At 42.1% G+C, this 16,753-nt stretch carries 16 protein-coding genes, 1 rRNA gene and 2 riboswitches; of the genes, 3 read left to right on the plus strand and 14 right to left on the minus strand.

The genetic code is table 11. The features are described 5' to 3' along the window. Positions 1-101: 101 nt before the first annotated feature. Entirely contained in the window at positions 102-383 is a 282-nt protein-coding gene (locus ACVBAX_RS24185) for a YgaP family membrane protein (protein ID WP_430776334.1), read from the plus strand. Positions 384-461: 78 nt separating this feature from the next. Next, the gene (locus ACVBAX_RS24190; RefSeq protein ID WP_377058742.1) at positions 462-548 is read left to right on the plus strand and encodes an EYxxD motif small membrane protein; all 87 of its coding nucleotides are present in this window, start codon (positions 462-464) and stop codon (positions 546-548) included. Here ACVBAX_RS24190 and purD read toward each other — a convergent pair. From purD to ACVBAX_RS24255, 13 genes are all read right to left on the minus strand, one after another. Next, positions 520-1,797, minus strand: coding sequence for a phosphoribosylamine--glycine ligase (gene purD, locus ACVBAX_RS24195; RefSeq protein WP_447119426.1), 1,278 nt, complete (start codon positions 1,795-1,797; stop codon positions 520-522). The genes ACVBAX_RS24190 and purD overlap by 29 nt on opposite strands. A gap of 23 nt (positions 1,798-1,820) precedes the next feature. Continuing rightward, on the minus strand, positions 1,821-3,356 hold the full coding sequence (gene purH / locus ACVBAX_RS24200; protein WP_447119428.1) for a bifunctional phosphoribosylaminoimidazolecarboxamide formyltransferase/IMP cyclohydrolase: 1,536 nt from the start codon (positions 3,354-3,356) through the stop codon (positions 1,821-1,823). Continuing rightward, positions 3,334-3,936: a phosphoribosylglycinamide formyltransferase gene (gene purN / locus ACVBAX_RS24205; RefSeq protein ID WP_447119430.1), complete on the minus strand. Its 603-nt coding sequence runs from the start codon at positions 3,934-3,936 to the stop codon at positions 3,334-3,336. Before purN ends, purH begins: the two co-directional genes overlap by 23 nt. Before the next feature lie 12 nt (positions 3,937-3,948). Then, positions 3,949-4,974 carry a phosphoribosylformylglycinamidine cyclo-ligase gene (gene purM, locus ACVBAX_RS24210; RefSeq protein WP_447119432.1) on the minus strand — a complete coding sequence of 342 codons (1,026 nt, stop codon included), beginning with the start codon at positions 4,972-4,974 and terminating at the stop codon, positions 3,949-3,951. A gap of 104 nt (positions 4,975-5,078) precedes the next feature. Further along, the gene (purF, locus tag ACVBAX_RS24215) at positions 5,079-6,491 is read right to left on the minus strand and encodes an amidophosphoribosyltransferase (RefSeq protein WP_447119434.1); all 1,413 of its coding nucleotides are present in this window, start codon (positions 6,489-6,491) and stop codon (positions 5,079-5,081) included. Beyond that, a complete protein-coding gene (gene purL / locus ACVBAX_RS24220) occupies positions 6,476-8,695 on the minus strand; it encodes a phosphoribosylformylglycinamidine synthase subunit PurL (protein WP_447119436.1) in 2,220 nt (739 codons plus the stop codon). The genes purF and purL overlap by 16 nt, the downstream gene beginning before the upstream one ends. Further along, positions 8,679-9,362 carry a phosphoribosylformylglycinamidine synthase subunit PurQ gene (gene purQ / locus ACVBAX_RS24225; RefSeq protein ID WP_447119438.1) on the minus strand — a complete coding sequence of 228 codons (684 nt, stop codon included), beginning with the start codon at positions 9,360-9,362 and terminating at the stop codon, positions 8,679-8,681. Before purQ ends, purL begins: the two co-directional genes overlap by 17 nt. After that, complete coding sequence (purS, locus tag ACVBAX_RS24230) at positions 9,359-9,613, minus strand: phosphoribosylformylglycinamidine synthase subunit PurS (protein ID WP_119706435.1); 255 nt, start codon at positions 9,611-9,613, stop codon at positions 9,359-9,361. Before purS ends, purQ begins: the two co-directional genes overlap by 4 nt. Then, positions 9,606-10,325, minus strand: coding sequence for a phosphoribosylaminoimidazolesuccinocarboxamide synthase (purC, locus tag ACVBAX_RS24235; protein WP_447119451.1), 720 nt, complete (start codon positions 10,323-10,325; stop codon positions 9,606-9,608). The genes purS and purC overlap by 8 nt, the downstream gene beginning before the upstream one ends. Positions 10,326-10,396: 71 nt before the next feature. Then, on the minus strand, positions 10,397-11,689 hold the full coding sequence (gene purB, locus ACVBAX_RS24240; protein ID WP_447119440.1) for an adenylosuccinate lyase: 1,293 nt from the start codon (positions 11,687-11,689) through the stop codon (positions 10,397-10,399). Positions 11,690-11,692: 3 nt separating this feature from the next. Beyond that, positions 11,693-12,847: a 5-(carboxyamino)imidazole ribonucleotide synthase gene (gene purK / locus ACVBAX_RS24245; protein WP_447119442.1), complete on the minus strand. Its 1,155-nt coding sequence runs from the start codon at positions 12,845-12,847 to the stop codon at positions 11,693-11,695. Next, complete coding sequence (gene purE / locus ACVBAX_RS24250) at positions 12,834-13,322, minus strand: 5-(carboxyamino)imidazole ribonucleotide mutase (protein ID WP_447119444.1); 489 nt, start codon at positions 13,320-13,322, stop codon at positions 12,834-12,836. Before purE ends, purK begins: the two co-directional genes overlap by 14 nt. 123 nt (positions 13,323-13,445) lie before the next feature. Beyond that, positions 13,446-13,547, minus strand: a riboswitch (purine riboswitch). A gap of 85 nt (positions 13,548-13,632) precedes the next feature. Then, positions 13,633-13,833 carry an NETI motif-containing protein gene (locus ACVBAX_RS24255; RefSeq protein ID WP_119706431.1) on the minus strand — a complete coding sequence of 67 codons (201 nt, stop codon included), beginning with the start codon at positions 13,831-13,833 and terminating at the stop codon, positions 13,633-13,635. Between the two features lie 158 nt (positions 13,834-13,991). After that, a riboswitch (cyclic di-AMP (ydaO/yuaA leader) is annotated at positions 13,992-14,120 on the plus strand. Positions 14,121-14,234: 114 nt separating this feature from the next. Between ACVBAX_RS24255 and ACVBAX_RS24260 the strand changes: the two genes are divergently transcribed. Then, positions 14,235-16,061, plus strand: a complete 1,827-nt coding sequence (locus ACVBAX_RS24260; RefSeq protein WP_447119447.1) for an APC family permease — start codon at positions 14,235-14,237, stop codon at positions 16,059-16,061. Between the two features lie 600 nt (positions 16,062-16,661). Here the strand turns inward: ACVBAX_RS24260 and rrf are convergent. Further along, positions 16,662-16,753, minus strand: a 5S ribosomal RNA gene (gene rrf / locus ACVBAX_RS24265); the annotation flags it as partial.

Here is a 16,753-nt window from a genome sequence, read left to right on the forward strand (position 1 = left end):
TACATTTTATAGGTTTGGTTTTTATAGTATCATATTTCACTGTTTAACGCAGTAAAGAAGTACTAAATTTTTTAAAAATATGTAAGAGGAGTGACAATTCCATGAATGTAAAGCCCAATATTGGAATCGTGAATGCCCTTGTTCGTATTACCATTGGTTTAAGCGTCTTAGCATGGAGTACAGCGAAACATACAAAAATGCCTTGGAGAGACTCTTATGTTTTGCTTGGAATTTTAGGTGCAATGAAGGTGGCAGAGGGGATTGTTCGTTTTTGTCCAGTCACTGCCCTTTATGAAAGAGAACAAAATTTGAGAAGCAATCAAAATCAATCGTCTAATGAAAAATCAATGCCGGAACAGTTTTTACCGTATAGCACTCAATAAGAAAATTCCCCCTCCGCTGAGAGGGGGAATCACTATAGAAAGGAGCATCACATGATGTTTTGGGAGTATGTGAGCGATATGTCCTTCGTTCTAATTGCTTTAATTGGAAGTATTATTGCCCTTCTATTTGTCTATATTAAGAAGTCTGGCAAGCGGCAAACGTAATGGCTTTATGTCCAATATCTTTTCTGTAGAAAAGTCCATCGCTCGTCACATTTGATAACTCGGCATACACACGCTCTTGTGCTGCTTGAAGAGTGTCTGCCTTAGCAGCTGCAAGCAATACACGTCCACCTGCCGTAACAATTTTTCCATCTTCGTTCTGCTCTGTTCCTGCATGGAAGACAAGTGCTTCCTTCACAGAATCAAGTCCTTCGATGACGCTGCCCTTTTCAGGCTGTTCCGGGTAGCCTTTTGCTGCGCAAACGACACCCACCACGGCATTTGATGACCACTCGATAGTTGGCTGTTCTCCGTTTAACACGGAAAGAATGACCTCTACTAAGTCAGATTCCATTCTTGGAAGAACCACTTGTGTTTCTGGATCACCGAATCGAGCATTGAACTCAATGACCTTTGGACCAGCAGTTGTTTGAATCAGACCCGCATAAAGAATTCCACAGAAGCTTCTTCCTTCTTCTATCATCGCGTTTGCTGCAGGCTTTAACACCGTTTCAACAGCTGTTTGAACAGCTTCACTGCTGATTTGCGGAACTGGAGAATAAGCCCCCATTCCACCCGTGTTTGGTCCTTGATCGCCATCATACGCACGCTTATGATCTTGAGCAATTTCCATTGGCACCACAACGTCACCATTCACAAATGCCATCAGAGAGAATTCTTCTCCCTCTAAAAACTCCTCAATAACAACTTTCGCCGAAGCTGCACCAAACTTACTGTTCACAAGCATTTCTTTCAGGCTGTCAATCGCTTCTTCTAATGTTAAAGCAACGGTCACTCCTTTGCCTGCCGCAAGACCATCCGCCTTGATGACAATAGGAGCTCCTTTTTCCTCCACATACGCTTTCGCTTCTTCAAAATCTGTGAAGGATTGATAAGCAGCTGTTGGAATTTGGTACTTTTCCATTAGCTCTTTCGCAAACGATTTGCTGCCTTCAATTACTGCTGCTTTTTGGTCTGGACCAAAAACGGCTAGTCCTTCCGCACGAATTCGATCAGCAAGTCCCGCTTGTAATGGTGCTTCAGGTCCAATGATCGTGAGACCGATCTTTTCTTTTTTTATAAAATCAATCAGCTTGTCTTGTTCCTCTTCAGAAATATCCACACGCAAAGCTACGTCTGTCATTCCTACATTCCCAGGAGCGACGAACACTTTTTCTACAGAAGGACTTTGGCTTACCTTCCAGCAAATAGCGTGCTCTCGTCCTCCACGACCTACTACTAGAACGTTCATAGTTTGTACCCCCATCCTGAAAATTAGTGTTTGAAATGTCTAACTCCAGTGAATACCATCGCAATTCCGTACTCATCTGCTTTTTTCACTGAATCTTCATCACGAATCGATCCACCCGGTTGAATAATCGCTGTGATTCCAGCCTTTGCCGCTGCTTCAACGGTGTCATCCATTGGGAAGAATGCATCCGAAGCAAGTACCGCACCTGTTGCCTTTTCTCCTGCTTGTTCTAAAGCAATTTTCGCTGCACCTACACGGTTCATCTGACCAGCACCAATTCCAAGGGTCATGTCAGCATCGTTCACCACGATCGCATTTGATTTCACATGCTTAACAACCTTCCAACCAAGCTTAAGTGCTTTCCATTCCTCTTCACTTGGCTCACGCTTCGTTGCTACCGATACAGTCGCATCTTCTAGTGTAAAACGGTCTTGATCTTGAACAAGTAATCCGCCTTCAATCGACACATGCTTGTTTTCTACCTTTACTTTTTCATCAAACGGAATCGTTAACAAGCGAAGATTCTTTTTGCTAGTTAATACCTCTAAAGCTTCCTTTGAATAAGAAGGAGCAATGATAATTTCTAAGAAGATTTCATGAAGCTTTTCAGCGGTTTGTTTATCCACTTCACGATTCAAGGCAATAATTCCACCAAAGATCGATACAGGGTCAGCAGCAAACGCCTTTGTGAATGCATCATAAACATCCGTTCCTGTTCCAACACCACAAGGGTTCATATGCTTAACAGCAACAGCTGCAGGCTCCGTAAATTCTTTTACGATTTGTAGAGCTGCATCCGCATCATTAATATTGTTATATGATAACTCTTTGCCATGAAGCTGAGTGGCATTAGCAATCGAGAAAACAGAGCCAAGTGGCTTACGATAAAAAGCTGCCTTTTGATGTGGATTCTCTCCATAACGAAGGCTTTGCTTTAATTCATAAGTAACCGTCATTTTTTCTGGATTTTCTTCACCAGCAAGATCTGTCATATATTCAGCGATCATCGCATCATATGCAGCTGTATGTCTAAATACCTTGGCAGCAAGCTTACGACGTGTCGCTTTCTCTACATCACCAGAAGCTTTTAGCTCTTCTAGTACCACTTCGTAATCAGTAGGGTCAACAACTACAGTTACAAACTCATGATTTTTGGCTGAAGCACGAAGCATCGTTGGTCCACCGATATCAATGTTTTCGATTGCATCTTCTACTGTTACATCCGGTTTTGCAATCGTTTGTTGGAACGGATAAAGGTTCACACATACGATTTGGATTGGATCAATTTTATGCTCAGCTAGTTGCTTTTGGTGGTTTTCATCTGAAAACTTGGCTAAAAGGCCTCCGTGAATGTATGGGTTAAGTGTTTTTACCCGGCCCTCAAGAATCTCTGGAAACCCTGTTACATCGCTTACGCTAATAACCGGAACACCCGCTGCCTGTAAGGCATTCTTTGTTCCTCCAGTAGAAATCAATTCATATCCTAATTCACTTAAATGACGGGCAAACTCAACAACCCCAGTTTTATCAGATACACTAATTAATGCTCGTTTTTTCACTTTCCGTTCTCCTTTCACCCTTTAAAAGCTCGCTGATTACTGCTGGATAGAGCTTGTGCTCCACCTCATGTATTTTTTTCTGTAAACTTTCCTTTGTTTCTCCCTCATCAACAACAACTGCCTGCTGAGCGATAATAGGACCCGTATCCATCCCTGCATCCACGTAATGTACCGTTACTCCGCTCTCTTTCACATTGGCTGCCAATGCTTGACCGATCGCATCTTTACCTGGAAAAGCTGGCAGCATCGATGGATGGATATTGATGATTTTTCCCTCAAAATCAGTTAACAAGGTAGGACCAATTAATCTCATATATCCCGCTAATACCACAAGATCAATGTTTTTCTCTGTAAGAAGAGCACAAATCTCTTGCTCATACTCCATCTTTGAAGGATAGTCCTTCGCCCGAAACACAAACGTCGGAACGCCTGCCTCTTCTGCTCTTTGAATGGCGTACGCACTCGGTTGGTCACATACTAACAGCTGCACCTTTGCCACGAGCTCGCCACATTGAACCGCTTCTAAAATCGCACCAAAATTACTGCCCGAGCCTGATGCAAATACAGCAATATTTTTCATACTGTCCCTCGCTTACCTAATGTGTATTCCCTCTTGGCTTGATACCGTTCCGATTGCATAAGCTTTTTCTCCACTTTCGTTAAAGAAACGAATCACGTCATCTGCAATCTCCTTATTCACTGCTACTACCATACCCGTACCCATATTAAAAATATTATACATTTCCTTGCGATCAAGCTCACCATACTTTTCAAGCAAATTAAAAATCGCTGGTACCGTCCAGTTTGACTCTTCTAAGTCTGCTCCTAATCCTTCTGGAAGCATACGCGGGACGTTTTCTACAAAACCACCGCCAGTAATATGAGCCATTCCCTTAAGTTCAAACTTTTTCAATGCCGCTAGTAGAGGCTTCACATAAATTTTTGTTGGCTGTAGCAATTCCTCACCAAGAGTCCGTCCAAGCTCTTCCACGTACTGAGTAAGGTCAAGTCCTGCTTTTTCTAACAATACTTTACGAACTAACGAAAAGCCATTGCTGTGTAAACCGCTTGATGCAAGTCCAATTAGCACGTCACCTGGTTGAATCGAAGCTCCATTAACCAAAGCCGACTTTTCACAAGCACCGACTGAGAATCCAGCAAGATCATATTCTTCTTCGCTGTACATACCAGGCATTTCAGCTGTTTCTCCACCAACAAGTGCGCAACCCGCTTGTTCACAACCGTCCGCAATTCCCTTAACAATTGCTTCAATCTTACTAGGTTCTGCTTTTCCGCAAGCAATATAATCTAAAAAGTAAAGTGGCTCTGCCCCTTGAACAACAATATCGTTCACACACATGGCCACAGCATCAATCCCAATTGTGTCATGCTTATCGAGCATGAACGCAAGCATTAATTTCGTTCCCACGCCATCCGTTCCAGAGACGAGCACCGGCTCCTTCAGGTTTAGACTCGAAAGATCGAACATACCGCCAAACCCACCTAAGCCTCCAAGCACGCCTGGACGAATGGTACGCTCTACATGCTTTTTCATACGGGAAACAGCTTCGTATCCAGCCTCAATATCTACCCCAGCTTGTTTATAAGCATTTGCCATTGTAAAAACCCTCCATAGAAAAGCGCAAGCGTCTTATTTAGACGCCGGTGCTAGTTTCGAATTAAAAATATGTTCCAAAGAAAAGGCAGCATGTGCTGCTGCCATTATTTGACCGTTTCTAGTGTTAGTTCCGTTGGATAAATTTCCGTTGGGTATTTACCAGTAAAGCAAGCTAAGCACTGTCCGCATTGATCCTCTCGTGGATCCTTCCCGATCGCTCCAAGCATTCCCTCCACACTCAAGAATGTGAGCGAATCCGCACCAATCATCTCTCGAATTTCTTCAGGCGAAAGCTTAGAAGCAATTAACTCTTCTTTTGTAGATGTATCAATTCCATAGAAACACGGATTTTGAATCGGAGGAGAACTAATGACCACATGTACTTCCTTCGCTCCCGCTTCCTTCAACATCGTGACGATTCTACGGCTTGTTGTCCCTCTAACAATCGAATCATCCACCATAATGACTCGCTTGCCCTCAACCACTCCACGAACAGGAGAAAGCTTCATCTTCACTCCCTGTTCACGCAAAGTTTGTGATGGCTGAATAAACGTTCGGCCCACATAACGGTTTTTAATTAAGCCCATTTCATAAGGAATACCCGATTGTTCTGCATATCCAATCGCGGCTGAAATACTAGAATCAGGCACACCCGTTACGACATCCGCTTCAATCGGCACTTCTAAGGCAAGCTTTTTCCCCATTGCTTTTCTTGCCGTATGCACATTAATTCCTTGAATATTGCTATCCGGTCTTGAAAAATACACATATTCCATCGTACACATTGCTTGGTTCGATGCATGTGAATACATTTCTGAATGTAAGCCATTTGCATTAATCGTAATTAACTCACCTGGCAATACATCGCGAACGAACTCGGCACCTACTACATCAAAAGCACAAGTCTCTGATGCAACCACATACGCGTCACCCAATTTGGCAATGGATAATGGTCGCATACCGTTCGGATCAAGGGCAACCATTAATTCATTTTCCGTCATGATTAAGAAGGCATATGCCCCTTTCAACATCGTTAAAGCCGTTTTCACACGGTCTCTAATGGATGAAAATCCACCGCGACGAATTAAATGTGCAAGCACTTCTGTATCGGAACTCGTTTGAAAAATACTTCCTTGTCCCTCAAGTTGAAGCTTCAGCTGATTCGCATTCACAAGGTTTCCATTGTGTGCAAGAGCAAGACTGCCCGTCTGTGAGTTGAAGAGAAGCGGTTGAACATTCTCATAACCGCCTCCTCCAGCTGTCGCATAACGAACATGTCCAATTGCCGCATTTCCCGTCATTTCTTCCATCGCCTTGGCCGTAAAGATCTCCGCAACAAGACCTTCGCCTTTTAAGCCCTTCAATCTCTGTTGATCAGAAACGACCATTCCCGTTCCTTCCTGACCACGATGTTGAAGGCTATGCAATCCGTAATACGTGAGTTGTGCAGCGTCCGTATGGCCCCAAATACCGAAGATACCACACTCTTCATTTAACCCCTTTAGCTCAGCAAGCATGGGATTGCCCCTTTCCAAGCCTTTTCTAGCGTAGAAACTGGTTGTGAAACGACCAATTCATCGCCACAAGTTATTTTTAAATCAGAAGTCTTTGTTACTGTACCGATATAAGTTGCATCTACTAAGCTCTCAAATTGAGCTTGATGTTCTTTTTTCACTGTTAATACGAAGCGAGATTGTGACTCACTAAATAGTGCGGTTGTTGCTTCGCCTTGAAGGGTCACCTCTGCTCCTAGGTTTTCGCTACCCATTAAGCTTTCAGCAAGTGCGACTGCCACTCCACCTTCAGACACGTCATGAGCAGATGCTACTACTCCTGCACGAATCGCTGAAAGAACTTGCTTTTGAGCCTTCTCTTCTACTTCTAGGTTCAGTTCAGGTGCTTTACCAAAGATTTCGCCGTTTGTAAGCTTTTGCAGCTCACTTCCACCGAATTCTGGCTTCGTTTCCCCTATTAAATAGATTAGGTCTCCCGCTTCTTTAAAGCTCTGTGTCGTAATATGATCGATATCTTCAACTAATCCAACCATTCCAACAACCGGTGTTGGGTAAACAGCCGTTCCACTTCTTTCATTGTATAGTGATACGTTCCCACCGATTACTGGTGTGCTTAACACGTTACACGCTTCGCTCATTCCATCAACCGATTTTTCAATCTGCCAGAAAATTTCTGGCTTCTCTGGATTTCCGAAGTTTAAGCAGTCCGTGATCGCAAGTGGTACCCCACCAGAAGCAACGATATTACGTGCCGCTTCAGCCACTGCGATTTTTCCTCCTGTTTCTGGATCCAAGTAAATGTAGCGAGAGTTACAGTCCGTTGTCATGGCTAATGCTTTTCTAGTTCCGCGAATACGAACGACTGCTGCATCGCTTCCTGGTGCTACAACCGTACTTGTACGAACCATATAGTCGTATTGATCGTAAACCCATTCTTTGCTTGCGATCGTCGCTTGCTTAAGAAGGTTCACTAACGTTTCGTTATGATCTTTAACTTCTGGTACTGTGTTCTCCATCGCTTGGAACTCACGGAAATACGCAGGTTCAGCTGATGGCTTGTGGTAAACTGGTGCTTCTTCTGCAAGAGCATCTGCAGGAACATTCGCAACCACTTCACCGTTATGAATTAAACGAAGCATTTTGTCATCTGTCACAACACCGATCGCAACTGCATCTAAATCGTACTTAGCAACGATATCCACAATTTCTTGTTCGCGGCCCTTTTCAACAACGATAAGCATACGCTCTTGAGATTCAGAAAGCATCATTTCGTAAGCTGTCATACCTTTTTCACGCTGTGGTACAAGATCCATATTCATTTCGATACCAGATCCCGCTTTACTAGCCATCTCCGCTGATGAGCTAGTAAGACCCGCAGCCCCCATGTCTTGAATCCCAACAAGAGCATCACATTTGACCAACTCAAGGCAAGCTTCTAAAAGCAGCTTCTCCATAAATGGATCTCCTACTTGAACGGCTGGACGCTTCTCATCTGATGTCTCCGTTAGTTCTTCTGATGCGAACGTAGCACCATGAATTCCATCACGACCTGTTTTTGCTCCTATATACATAACCGTGTTACCAACACCATGCGCTTGACCTTTTTTAATATCCTTATGGTCAATTAAGCCGACACACATAGCGTTAACTAGTGGGTTACCTTCGTAGCAAGCATCAAACTGAATTTCTCCACCTACCGTTGGAATACCGATACAGTTTCCGTAACCCGCGATCCCTGCAACCACTTCTTTAAATAAATATTGAACACGGCTCGATGCATCTAACTCACCGAAACGTAGTGAATTTAACAACGCGATTGGTCTAGCACCCATAGAGAACACGTCACGGATAATTCCGCCAACCCCTGTAGCTGCTCCCTGGTAAGGCTCGATGGCTGATGGGTGGTTATGACTTTCAATCTTAAAAACTACCGCTTGTTCGTCACCGATATCCACGATCCCTGCACCTTCTCCAGGACCTTGAAGAACACGTGGACCTGATGTTGGGAACTTGCGAAGAACCGGCTTTGAGTTCTTGTAGCTACAATGCTCTGACCACATAACAGAGAACAAACCTGTTTCTGTGTAGTTCGGCGTGCGTCCAAGAATGTCTTCTACCATTTGAAATTCTTCGTCAGACAAGCCCATTTGTGAATAGATTTTCTCTTGTTTAATTTGCTCCGGACTTGGCTCAAGCTTTAACAACATGTGAGTCCCTCCATTGTTTAACGATCGATTGGAATAGCTTTACTCCGTCTGCTCCACCTAATAGCTCATCAACAGCTCTTTCAGGGTGTGGCATCATTCCTAGTACATTTCCTTGTTCGTTCATAATTCCAGCGATATCCTCTAAGCTACCGTTTGGATTGTTTGTATATGTGAAAACGATCTGCTTGTTTTCTTTTAATCTAGCTAATGTTTCTTCATCACAATAATAGTTTCCTTCACCATGAGCGACAGGAATTTGGATGGTTTCTCCTTGCTTATAGCTACCAGAGAACATCGTTTCATTGTTTTCCACACGAAGTTCAACATTTTTACAAATGAACTTTAAGCTTTCGTTACGACGCATAGCTCCTGGTAGTAAACCTGCTTCTAATAAAATCTGGAATCCGTTACACACGCCTAATACTGGCTTCCCAGCTTCAGCTGCCTTCACAACTTCCTTCATCACATTACTGAAGCGAGCGATGGCACCTGTACGAAGGTAGTCACCGTAAGAAAATCCACCTGGTAAAAGGATAGCATCAAATCCGTCTAAGCTTGTTGCGTCATGCCATACGTATTCTACTTCTTCTCCTAGTTCATCCTTAATCGCGTGATACATATCGATATCACAGTTTGAGCCAGGAAACACGATTACCGCAAATTTCACTGTGCAACACACTCCTCAATCTCATAGCGATAGTCTTCAATAACCGTGTTAGCTAGGATTTTTTCACATACTTCTTTTACTACTTCTTCTACATCACGATCTGATTTTTCTACTGTTAATTCCATATATTTTCCGATACGAACATCTGATACCGCCTGATAATTTAACGAATGTAGTGAATGAACAACAGCTGTTCCTTGTGGGTCTAATACACTCTCTCTTAACGTTACAAACACTTTAACTTTATACATGTTGTGGTCCTCCTAATTTTTCAAGAATTGTTTCATATGCATCCGTTAAACTTCCTAAATCGCGGCGAAATACATCCTTATCAAACTTTTCATTTGTGACTGCATCCCAAAGGCGGCATGTGTCAGGCGAGATTTCATCAGCAAGTAATAATTCTCCTGCAGCATTCTTCCCGAATTCTAGTTTGAAATCGATTAAGCGAATTCCTAGCTCTTTGAAAAAGCTTGATAAAGTCGCATTTACAGTCAGTGCTTTTTCCTTTAATTGCGCTACCTCTTCAGGAGTGGCAAGCTTTAATTCTTCTACATGATCATCTGTGATAAGCGGATCACCTAATGCATCATCCTTTAAATAAAACTCCACTAATGGCTTTGACAGCTCCTTGCCTTCTTCTACTCCAAGGCGTTTTGAAAAGCTTCCAGCTGCCACATTACGAACGACTACTTCAATAGGAACAATCTCCACCTTTTGAACAAGCTGCTCAGTCTCAGAAAGGCGCTTTACAAAGTGAGAAGGTATACCCGCGTCATGAAGCTTTAAAAATAACAAACTAGTAATCTCGTTATTCAAGCGACCTTTCCCATCAATCGTTGCCTTTTTTTCACCATTAAAAGCAGTAGCTGAATCCTTGTACTCAATCCAAACAATTTGTTCATCATCCGTTTTGTACACCCGTTTCGCCTTGCCTTCGTATAATAAGGAACCTTTTTCCATTAGCAATCGTACCTCCTGAATCGGAATATTGGCAATTTTTTGAGTAGAAGCGCCGCGGGGACGCTTCTTTCTTATAAACCTAGTCTTTCAAAAATGGTATCTACGTACTTGATATGGTAGTTGTAGTCGAAGCAATCATCGATTTCAGCTGGGCTTAGCTTGCTTGTAATCAGTTCGTCACTTTCGATAAGTGAGCGGAAATGAACTTGCTTTTCCCATGCTTCCATTGCTCTTGGCTGAACCGTATCGTATGCTTCTTCACGAGTTAATCCTTTGTCAATTAGTGCAAGAAGAACACGTTGTGAGTAAATCAAGCCAAGTGTACGATCCATGTTTCTCTTCATATTTTCAGGGAAGACCGTTAAGTTCTTCACAATATTTCCAAAACGGTTCAACATGTAGTTGAGTGCGATTGTTGCATCTGGAAGAATGACTCTTTCAGCAGATGAGTGTGAAATATCTCTTTCATGCCAAAGCGAAACATTTTCGTAAGCCGTCATCATGTATCCACGAATCACACGAGCAAGTCCTGTCATATTTTCAGACCCAATTGGGTTTCTCTTATGCGGCATAGCCGAAGATCCTTTTTGACCTTTTGCGAAAAATTCTTCCACTTCACGCGTTTCACTCTTTTGTAATCCACGAACTTCAGTTGCAAATTTTTCAATCGAAGTGGCAATAAGAGCAATCGTGCTCATATAATGTGCATGACGGTCACGTTGCAAGGTTTGAGTAGAGATTGGAGCTGGCTTAATGCCAAGCTTTTCACAAACATATTTTTCAACGAACGGATCAATGTTTGCATACGTTCCAACTGCACCAGAAATTTTCCCATATTCGATGCCTTCAGCTGCCTGCTTAAAGCGATCCAGATTACGCTTCATCTCTTCGTACCAAAGAGCAAGCTTTAAACCAAATGTCGTAGGTTCTGCGTGTACTCCGTGTGTACGTCCCATCATAACCGTATGCTTATGTTCCTGAGCTTTATTTTTTAAGATCTCCACAAAGTTCTCTAAGTCTTTTAAAAGGATATCATTTGCTTGCTTAAGCATATATGATAGTGCCGTATCGACCACATCAGTGGAAGTTAGTCCGTAATGTACCCACTTACGCTCTTCTCCAAGCGTTTCAGAAACTGCTCTAGTAAAAGCAACTACGTCATGACGTGTTTCTTGTTCAATTTCATTAATACGGTCAATATTGAAAGAAGCATTTTGGCGGATTTTTTCAACGTCCTCTTTTGGAATGTCACCAAGCTCTACCCATGCCTCACATGCAAGGATTTCTACTTCTAGCCAAGCCTTAAAGCGATTTTCCTCTGTCCAAATAGCTCCCATTTCCGGGCGTGTGTAACGATCAATCATGTTTTATCCTCCGATCAATTCTTCAGTTTTACTCCAGATCCCACTGTCTTCAATCTCTGCTAGTGCTTCTTCTACATTTTCACGAAGCAAGGTAATATGCCCCATTTTCCGCTTAAACTTCGGTTCAATCTTTCCATAAAGATGAATTTTCCAATCCGTTACGGAAGGAATGGCTTGAAGCACAGCTTCCTGATGTTCTCCTAAAATATTTACCATCACTGCTGGTTTTAAGAGAGTCGTACGTCCTAACGGCAAGTTACATACCGCACGCACATGCTGTTCAAACTGTGACGTTTCACAAGCTTCAATCGTGTAATGACCTGAATTATGAGGCCTTGGTGCCAGCTCATTGATATAAATATCGTCATCTTTTGTAAGAAACATCTCAACCGCTAGAGTTCCGACCAACTGTAGGGCAGATGCTAGCTTTTCAGCAAGCTCTAATCCTTTTCCAGCTGCATCCCCACTTATTCGAGCCGGAACAATGGTCTCATGTAAAATATTGTCTCGATGTATATTCTCTCCAATTGGGAACACTTCAGTCTGCCCACTTGCACTGCGAACAACAATTACTGAAATTTCCTTTTCAAAAGGAATCCACTTCTCTAACACACATGAACCATGTTCTAGTAACTTCTCAGCCAATGGCAGATCTTTTTCTGTCTTGATGACCAGTTGACCTTTGCCATCGTATCCACCAGTAGCTGTCTTTAAAACAGCAGGATATCCAAGCCTTTTTATATTATCATAAATGTCTTGTGCAGATAGAATGACCGCATAAGGAGCCACTTTCACCCCAGCCTTTTCAATAGCCGCTTTTTCGGTGATTCGATTTTGAGTGACCTCTAGCAATTGAGTTCCTTGTGGAACATACGCATGCTCTGCCAGCCATTTTAAAGCTTCTGCATCAATATTTTCAAACTCATACGTGATGACATCACTCACACTCGCAAGTTCTTTGATTGCCTCAAGATCGTTATACCCTGCCACGATGCTCATATCTGATACTTGGCCACAAGGTGAATCCTCTGCAGGATCAAGGACCGCCACTCGGTATCCTTGAGCTTTTGCCGATAAGGCCATCATTTTTCCTAACTGTCCACCACCGATAATCCCAATCGTTTGTCCTGGCAAAATCACTGGATTAGACAAGCTCATCACTACTTTCCAAAACGGTTTGTTTGGTTTCTTCTCTTTTTTCATGAAGCTTTAAAGCTATCTCTTCGTTAAAGGCTCCTAATATTTGAGCGGCAAGCAAGCCCGCATTTGTCGCACCAGCTGTTCCGATTGCAACGGTTGCTACTGGAACTCCTCCTGGCATTTGTACAATCGAGAGTAGGGAGTCTAATCCGTTCAACGCCCTTGATTGAACCGGAACACCAATAACCGGTAAAGTCGTTTTTGCTGCCACCATTCCTGGAAGGTGTGCTGCTCCGCCTGCTCCTGCAATAATTACCTTTATTCTGCGTTCTCGAGCCGTTTCTGCATATTCAAACATCAAGTCCGGTGTTCGATGGGCAGATACCACCTTTTTCTCGTACGGTATATTTAAATCGTCTAGCACGGTACACGCTAGTTTCATAGTTTCCCAATCAGATTTGCTTCCCATAATAATTCCAACTTGTGCTTCCACTATACCCCTCCTAGCTAAATAATATAAAAAGCCCACACAGATTCTTTCCATGATGAGGAAAGGAATCTGTCCGGGCTTGTTCATACAAGATGGAAGAGACACAAAAGAAGCGCCTCTTACTCCGGGCATATCACATTTCCTCATAGTCCGATCATTTACGGTAATCGGGTAGAAACTTATGGGCCATATTCCCATTATTATACGAGGGCTATTTCTGAATTTAATCTCATGTCTATATTACAATCTGTTATATAATCTGTCAATGAAATTGTCGAACGTTTATAATTTATGTATAGTTAATGTTCGTGTTTTACTCTATTAACCGTGCTTCGAATACAATTTTCCTTGCGATCGGCTCATAAGAAACCTCACCAGCCTCTTTTACCTCTTGAAAAACTGGCTTTTCTGTGCGCTTTACAGGAGTATACCCTTCTTTCGCCATTCGTTCAAGACAATCGCTTAATGTTTCGTTTTCCTCAACTTCGAAAATGGCTTTTTTTGGTTTTGTCATGTTATATGGTCCTTTCAATGTCCTTTAATAGTTAACCTATTATACCCATTTAAACGTTGGATTAGAAGTCTACTTTGTGCTTACCTGCGGACAAAAATCGTTAACAAAATTTTTATTTACATTTTTATATGGCGGGAGTATGATAATCAAAGTTTCATATTCTTAAATCGCTGAAACCATTGGTACGGGGGACCCAAAACGTCCTGGGGTGAATCCTTTTTTAGGTAGGGCTACTCATGAGGCCCGAATCCGACAGCTAACCTCGTAAGCGTTTTTTGAGAAGGAAGGTGGAGCTTGTGGAGCAAAATTGCTAATGTCTACAAGTCTTATTTCATGATGACTTTGTAGGCTTTTTTTTGTGGATTTTTTTCATTAAATTTTGCTAGATGGTGGTGTAAAACATGATCTCTTCTATTAAGAGATTCCTTATTGGCAGACCGTTGAAGTCTGACCAGTTAGGTGAACAAAAGTTAAATAAAACAAAAGCGTTAGCGATTTTATCATCGGATGCTTTATCATCCGTGGCCTATGGACCAGAGCAAATCCTTATTGTTCTCGTTTCTATAGGAGCCATTGCTTTTTGGTATTCTATTCCCATTGCAATTGGCGTTCTTCTTTTATTAACAGCCTTAATATTATCTTACCGACAAATCATTTATGCCTACCCTCACGGTGGGGGTGCATATGTGGTATCTAAAACCAATCTGGGAGTGAACCCAGGGCTAGTGGCCGGAGGGTCCTTATTGGTAGACTATATATTAACAGTCGCTGTAAGTGTTTCAGCAGGTACAGATGCAATTACTTCAGCCTTCCCAGCTTTCCATGACTATAATGTGGAGATTGCGATTGTATTTGTTATCTTTTTAACACTTCTAAACTTAAGAGGCGTAACCGAATCTGCCTCCATTCTTGCTTATCCCGTTTATTTATTTGTTCTAGCCTTATTTATCTTAATTGGAGTGGGTTTGTTTAAGGTGGTGACAGGTCAGGTACCTCCTGAACTGCATACGCCCATTGGAACACCGGTAGCAGGAATTAGCTTATTCCTTTTACTTAAGGCCTTTGCATCAGGTAGCTCTGCGTTAACAGGTGTCGAAGCCATATCAAATGCCATTCCAAACTTTAAAGATCCTGCACCAAAAAATGCAGCAAGGACACTCATACTAATGGGTACATTGCTAGCGATTTTATTATCTGGGATTGTCCTTTTAGCTTATTATTACGGCATTACACCAAAAGTAGAAGAAACCGTCGTCTCACAAATTGCTAGCCAAACCTTTGGTCGAAGCTTTATGTATTTCTTCATTCAAGGGACCACTGCGTTAATTTTAATACTAGCAGCAAATACAGGATACTCAGCGTTCCCTTTATTAGCTGTAAACTTAGCCAATGATAAATTTATTCCTCGTATGTTTACACTTCGAGGCGATCGATTGGGCTATTCAAATGGAATTATGATTTTAGGTTTTGCATCTATCTTGTTAATTATTACTTTTCATGGTCATACTGAAAATTTAATTCCATTATATGCTGTTGGTGTCTTTATCCCATTTACCCTTTCTCAAACTGGAATGATGGTAAAATGGATTCGCGAAAAGCCAACCGGCTGGATAGCAAAGCTCGCGATTAATACAACCGGCGCGCTAATAAGTTTCGTTGTTACCATAATGTTCTTTATCACAAAGTTCAGCCAGGTATGGCCGGTACTTGTTTTTATTCCAGTGATTGTACTGATCTTTCATAAAATTCATAAGCACTATGAGAACATTGCGGATCAGCTTCGTGTCACCACTTGTGAAGCCGCACTTCCTATCGAAGGAAATGTCATCATCGTACCAGTGGCTGGCATTACTCATGTAGTGGAGAATTCCATTAACTATGCTAAGTCACTATCAGCAAGCCAGGTCATTGCGGTGTATGTAGCCTTTGACCGGGAAGAAGAAAAACGCTTTGAGGAAAAATGGAAAAAGTGGCAGCCTGACGTACGATTGGTCACCTTACATTCTCATTATAGAAGCATTATTCACCCACTCACCAAATTTGTCGACACTGTCGAGCATAAAGCAAGTGAGTCCAACTACCGGGTAACGGTGTTAATCCCACAGTTCATCCCGAAAAAAGGCTGGCATAATATGCTTCACAACCAATCCAGCCTGTTAATCCGTTCCTTCTTGCTTTATAGAAAAAATGTGATTGTTTCGACACTGCCGTATCATTTGAAGCATTAGGTGAGGTTGGGTTGGAAAAAGCCCGGGTTCAGATACCTGTCACTTTTTATAAAAATATTTTGATAATCCACTTATATTTGTTATACATTTTGTCCTGCCAAATGCAGGACTTTTTGTTATGTAAGAATATTACAAAGTACCACCTAATAAATAAAGCATTTTATGGCCAGAGTACTGTACTGTTATAAAACTGATGTTGATTTTACTGAGTTTGATAAATAACCGGAAAAATTCCGGTTAAATTGGGAAATACCCATATTTCCCTAAAAATAAGCGGAGTTTTTTCGCTTATTTGATCCAAATCTTTGAATTTTGGCTTATTTAGAGCAGTTAACCGGAATTCCTCCGCTTATCTCTGCTTTTTAAGCTTCCTCTGTATACATTAGCCGGAAATACTCCGCCTATTATTTCTCTTACCTTTCAATAAATAATTACAGAGCGGGCAGATAGAGTCCTTCTATTGACCATTTGAGGCAACTAGAGTTGCTTAAGGTTAAATAGAGCCTTTCTAATTAACCTTCAAAGACAAAAAATACGAGCATACAGTCAATTAGTAACACACACAAAAAAAAAAGCACCCACTCAGGTGCTTTTTTCTTTGCCTAGCGACGTCCTACTCTCACAGAGGGAAACCCTCAACTACCATCGGCGCTGAAAAGCTTAACTTCCGTGTTCGGTATGGGAACGGGTGT

Source organism: Robertmurraya sp. GLU-23 (assembly GCF_052983275.1).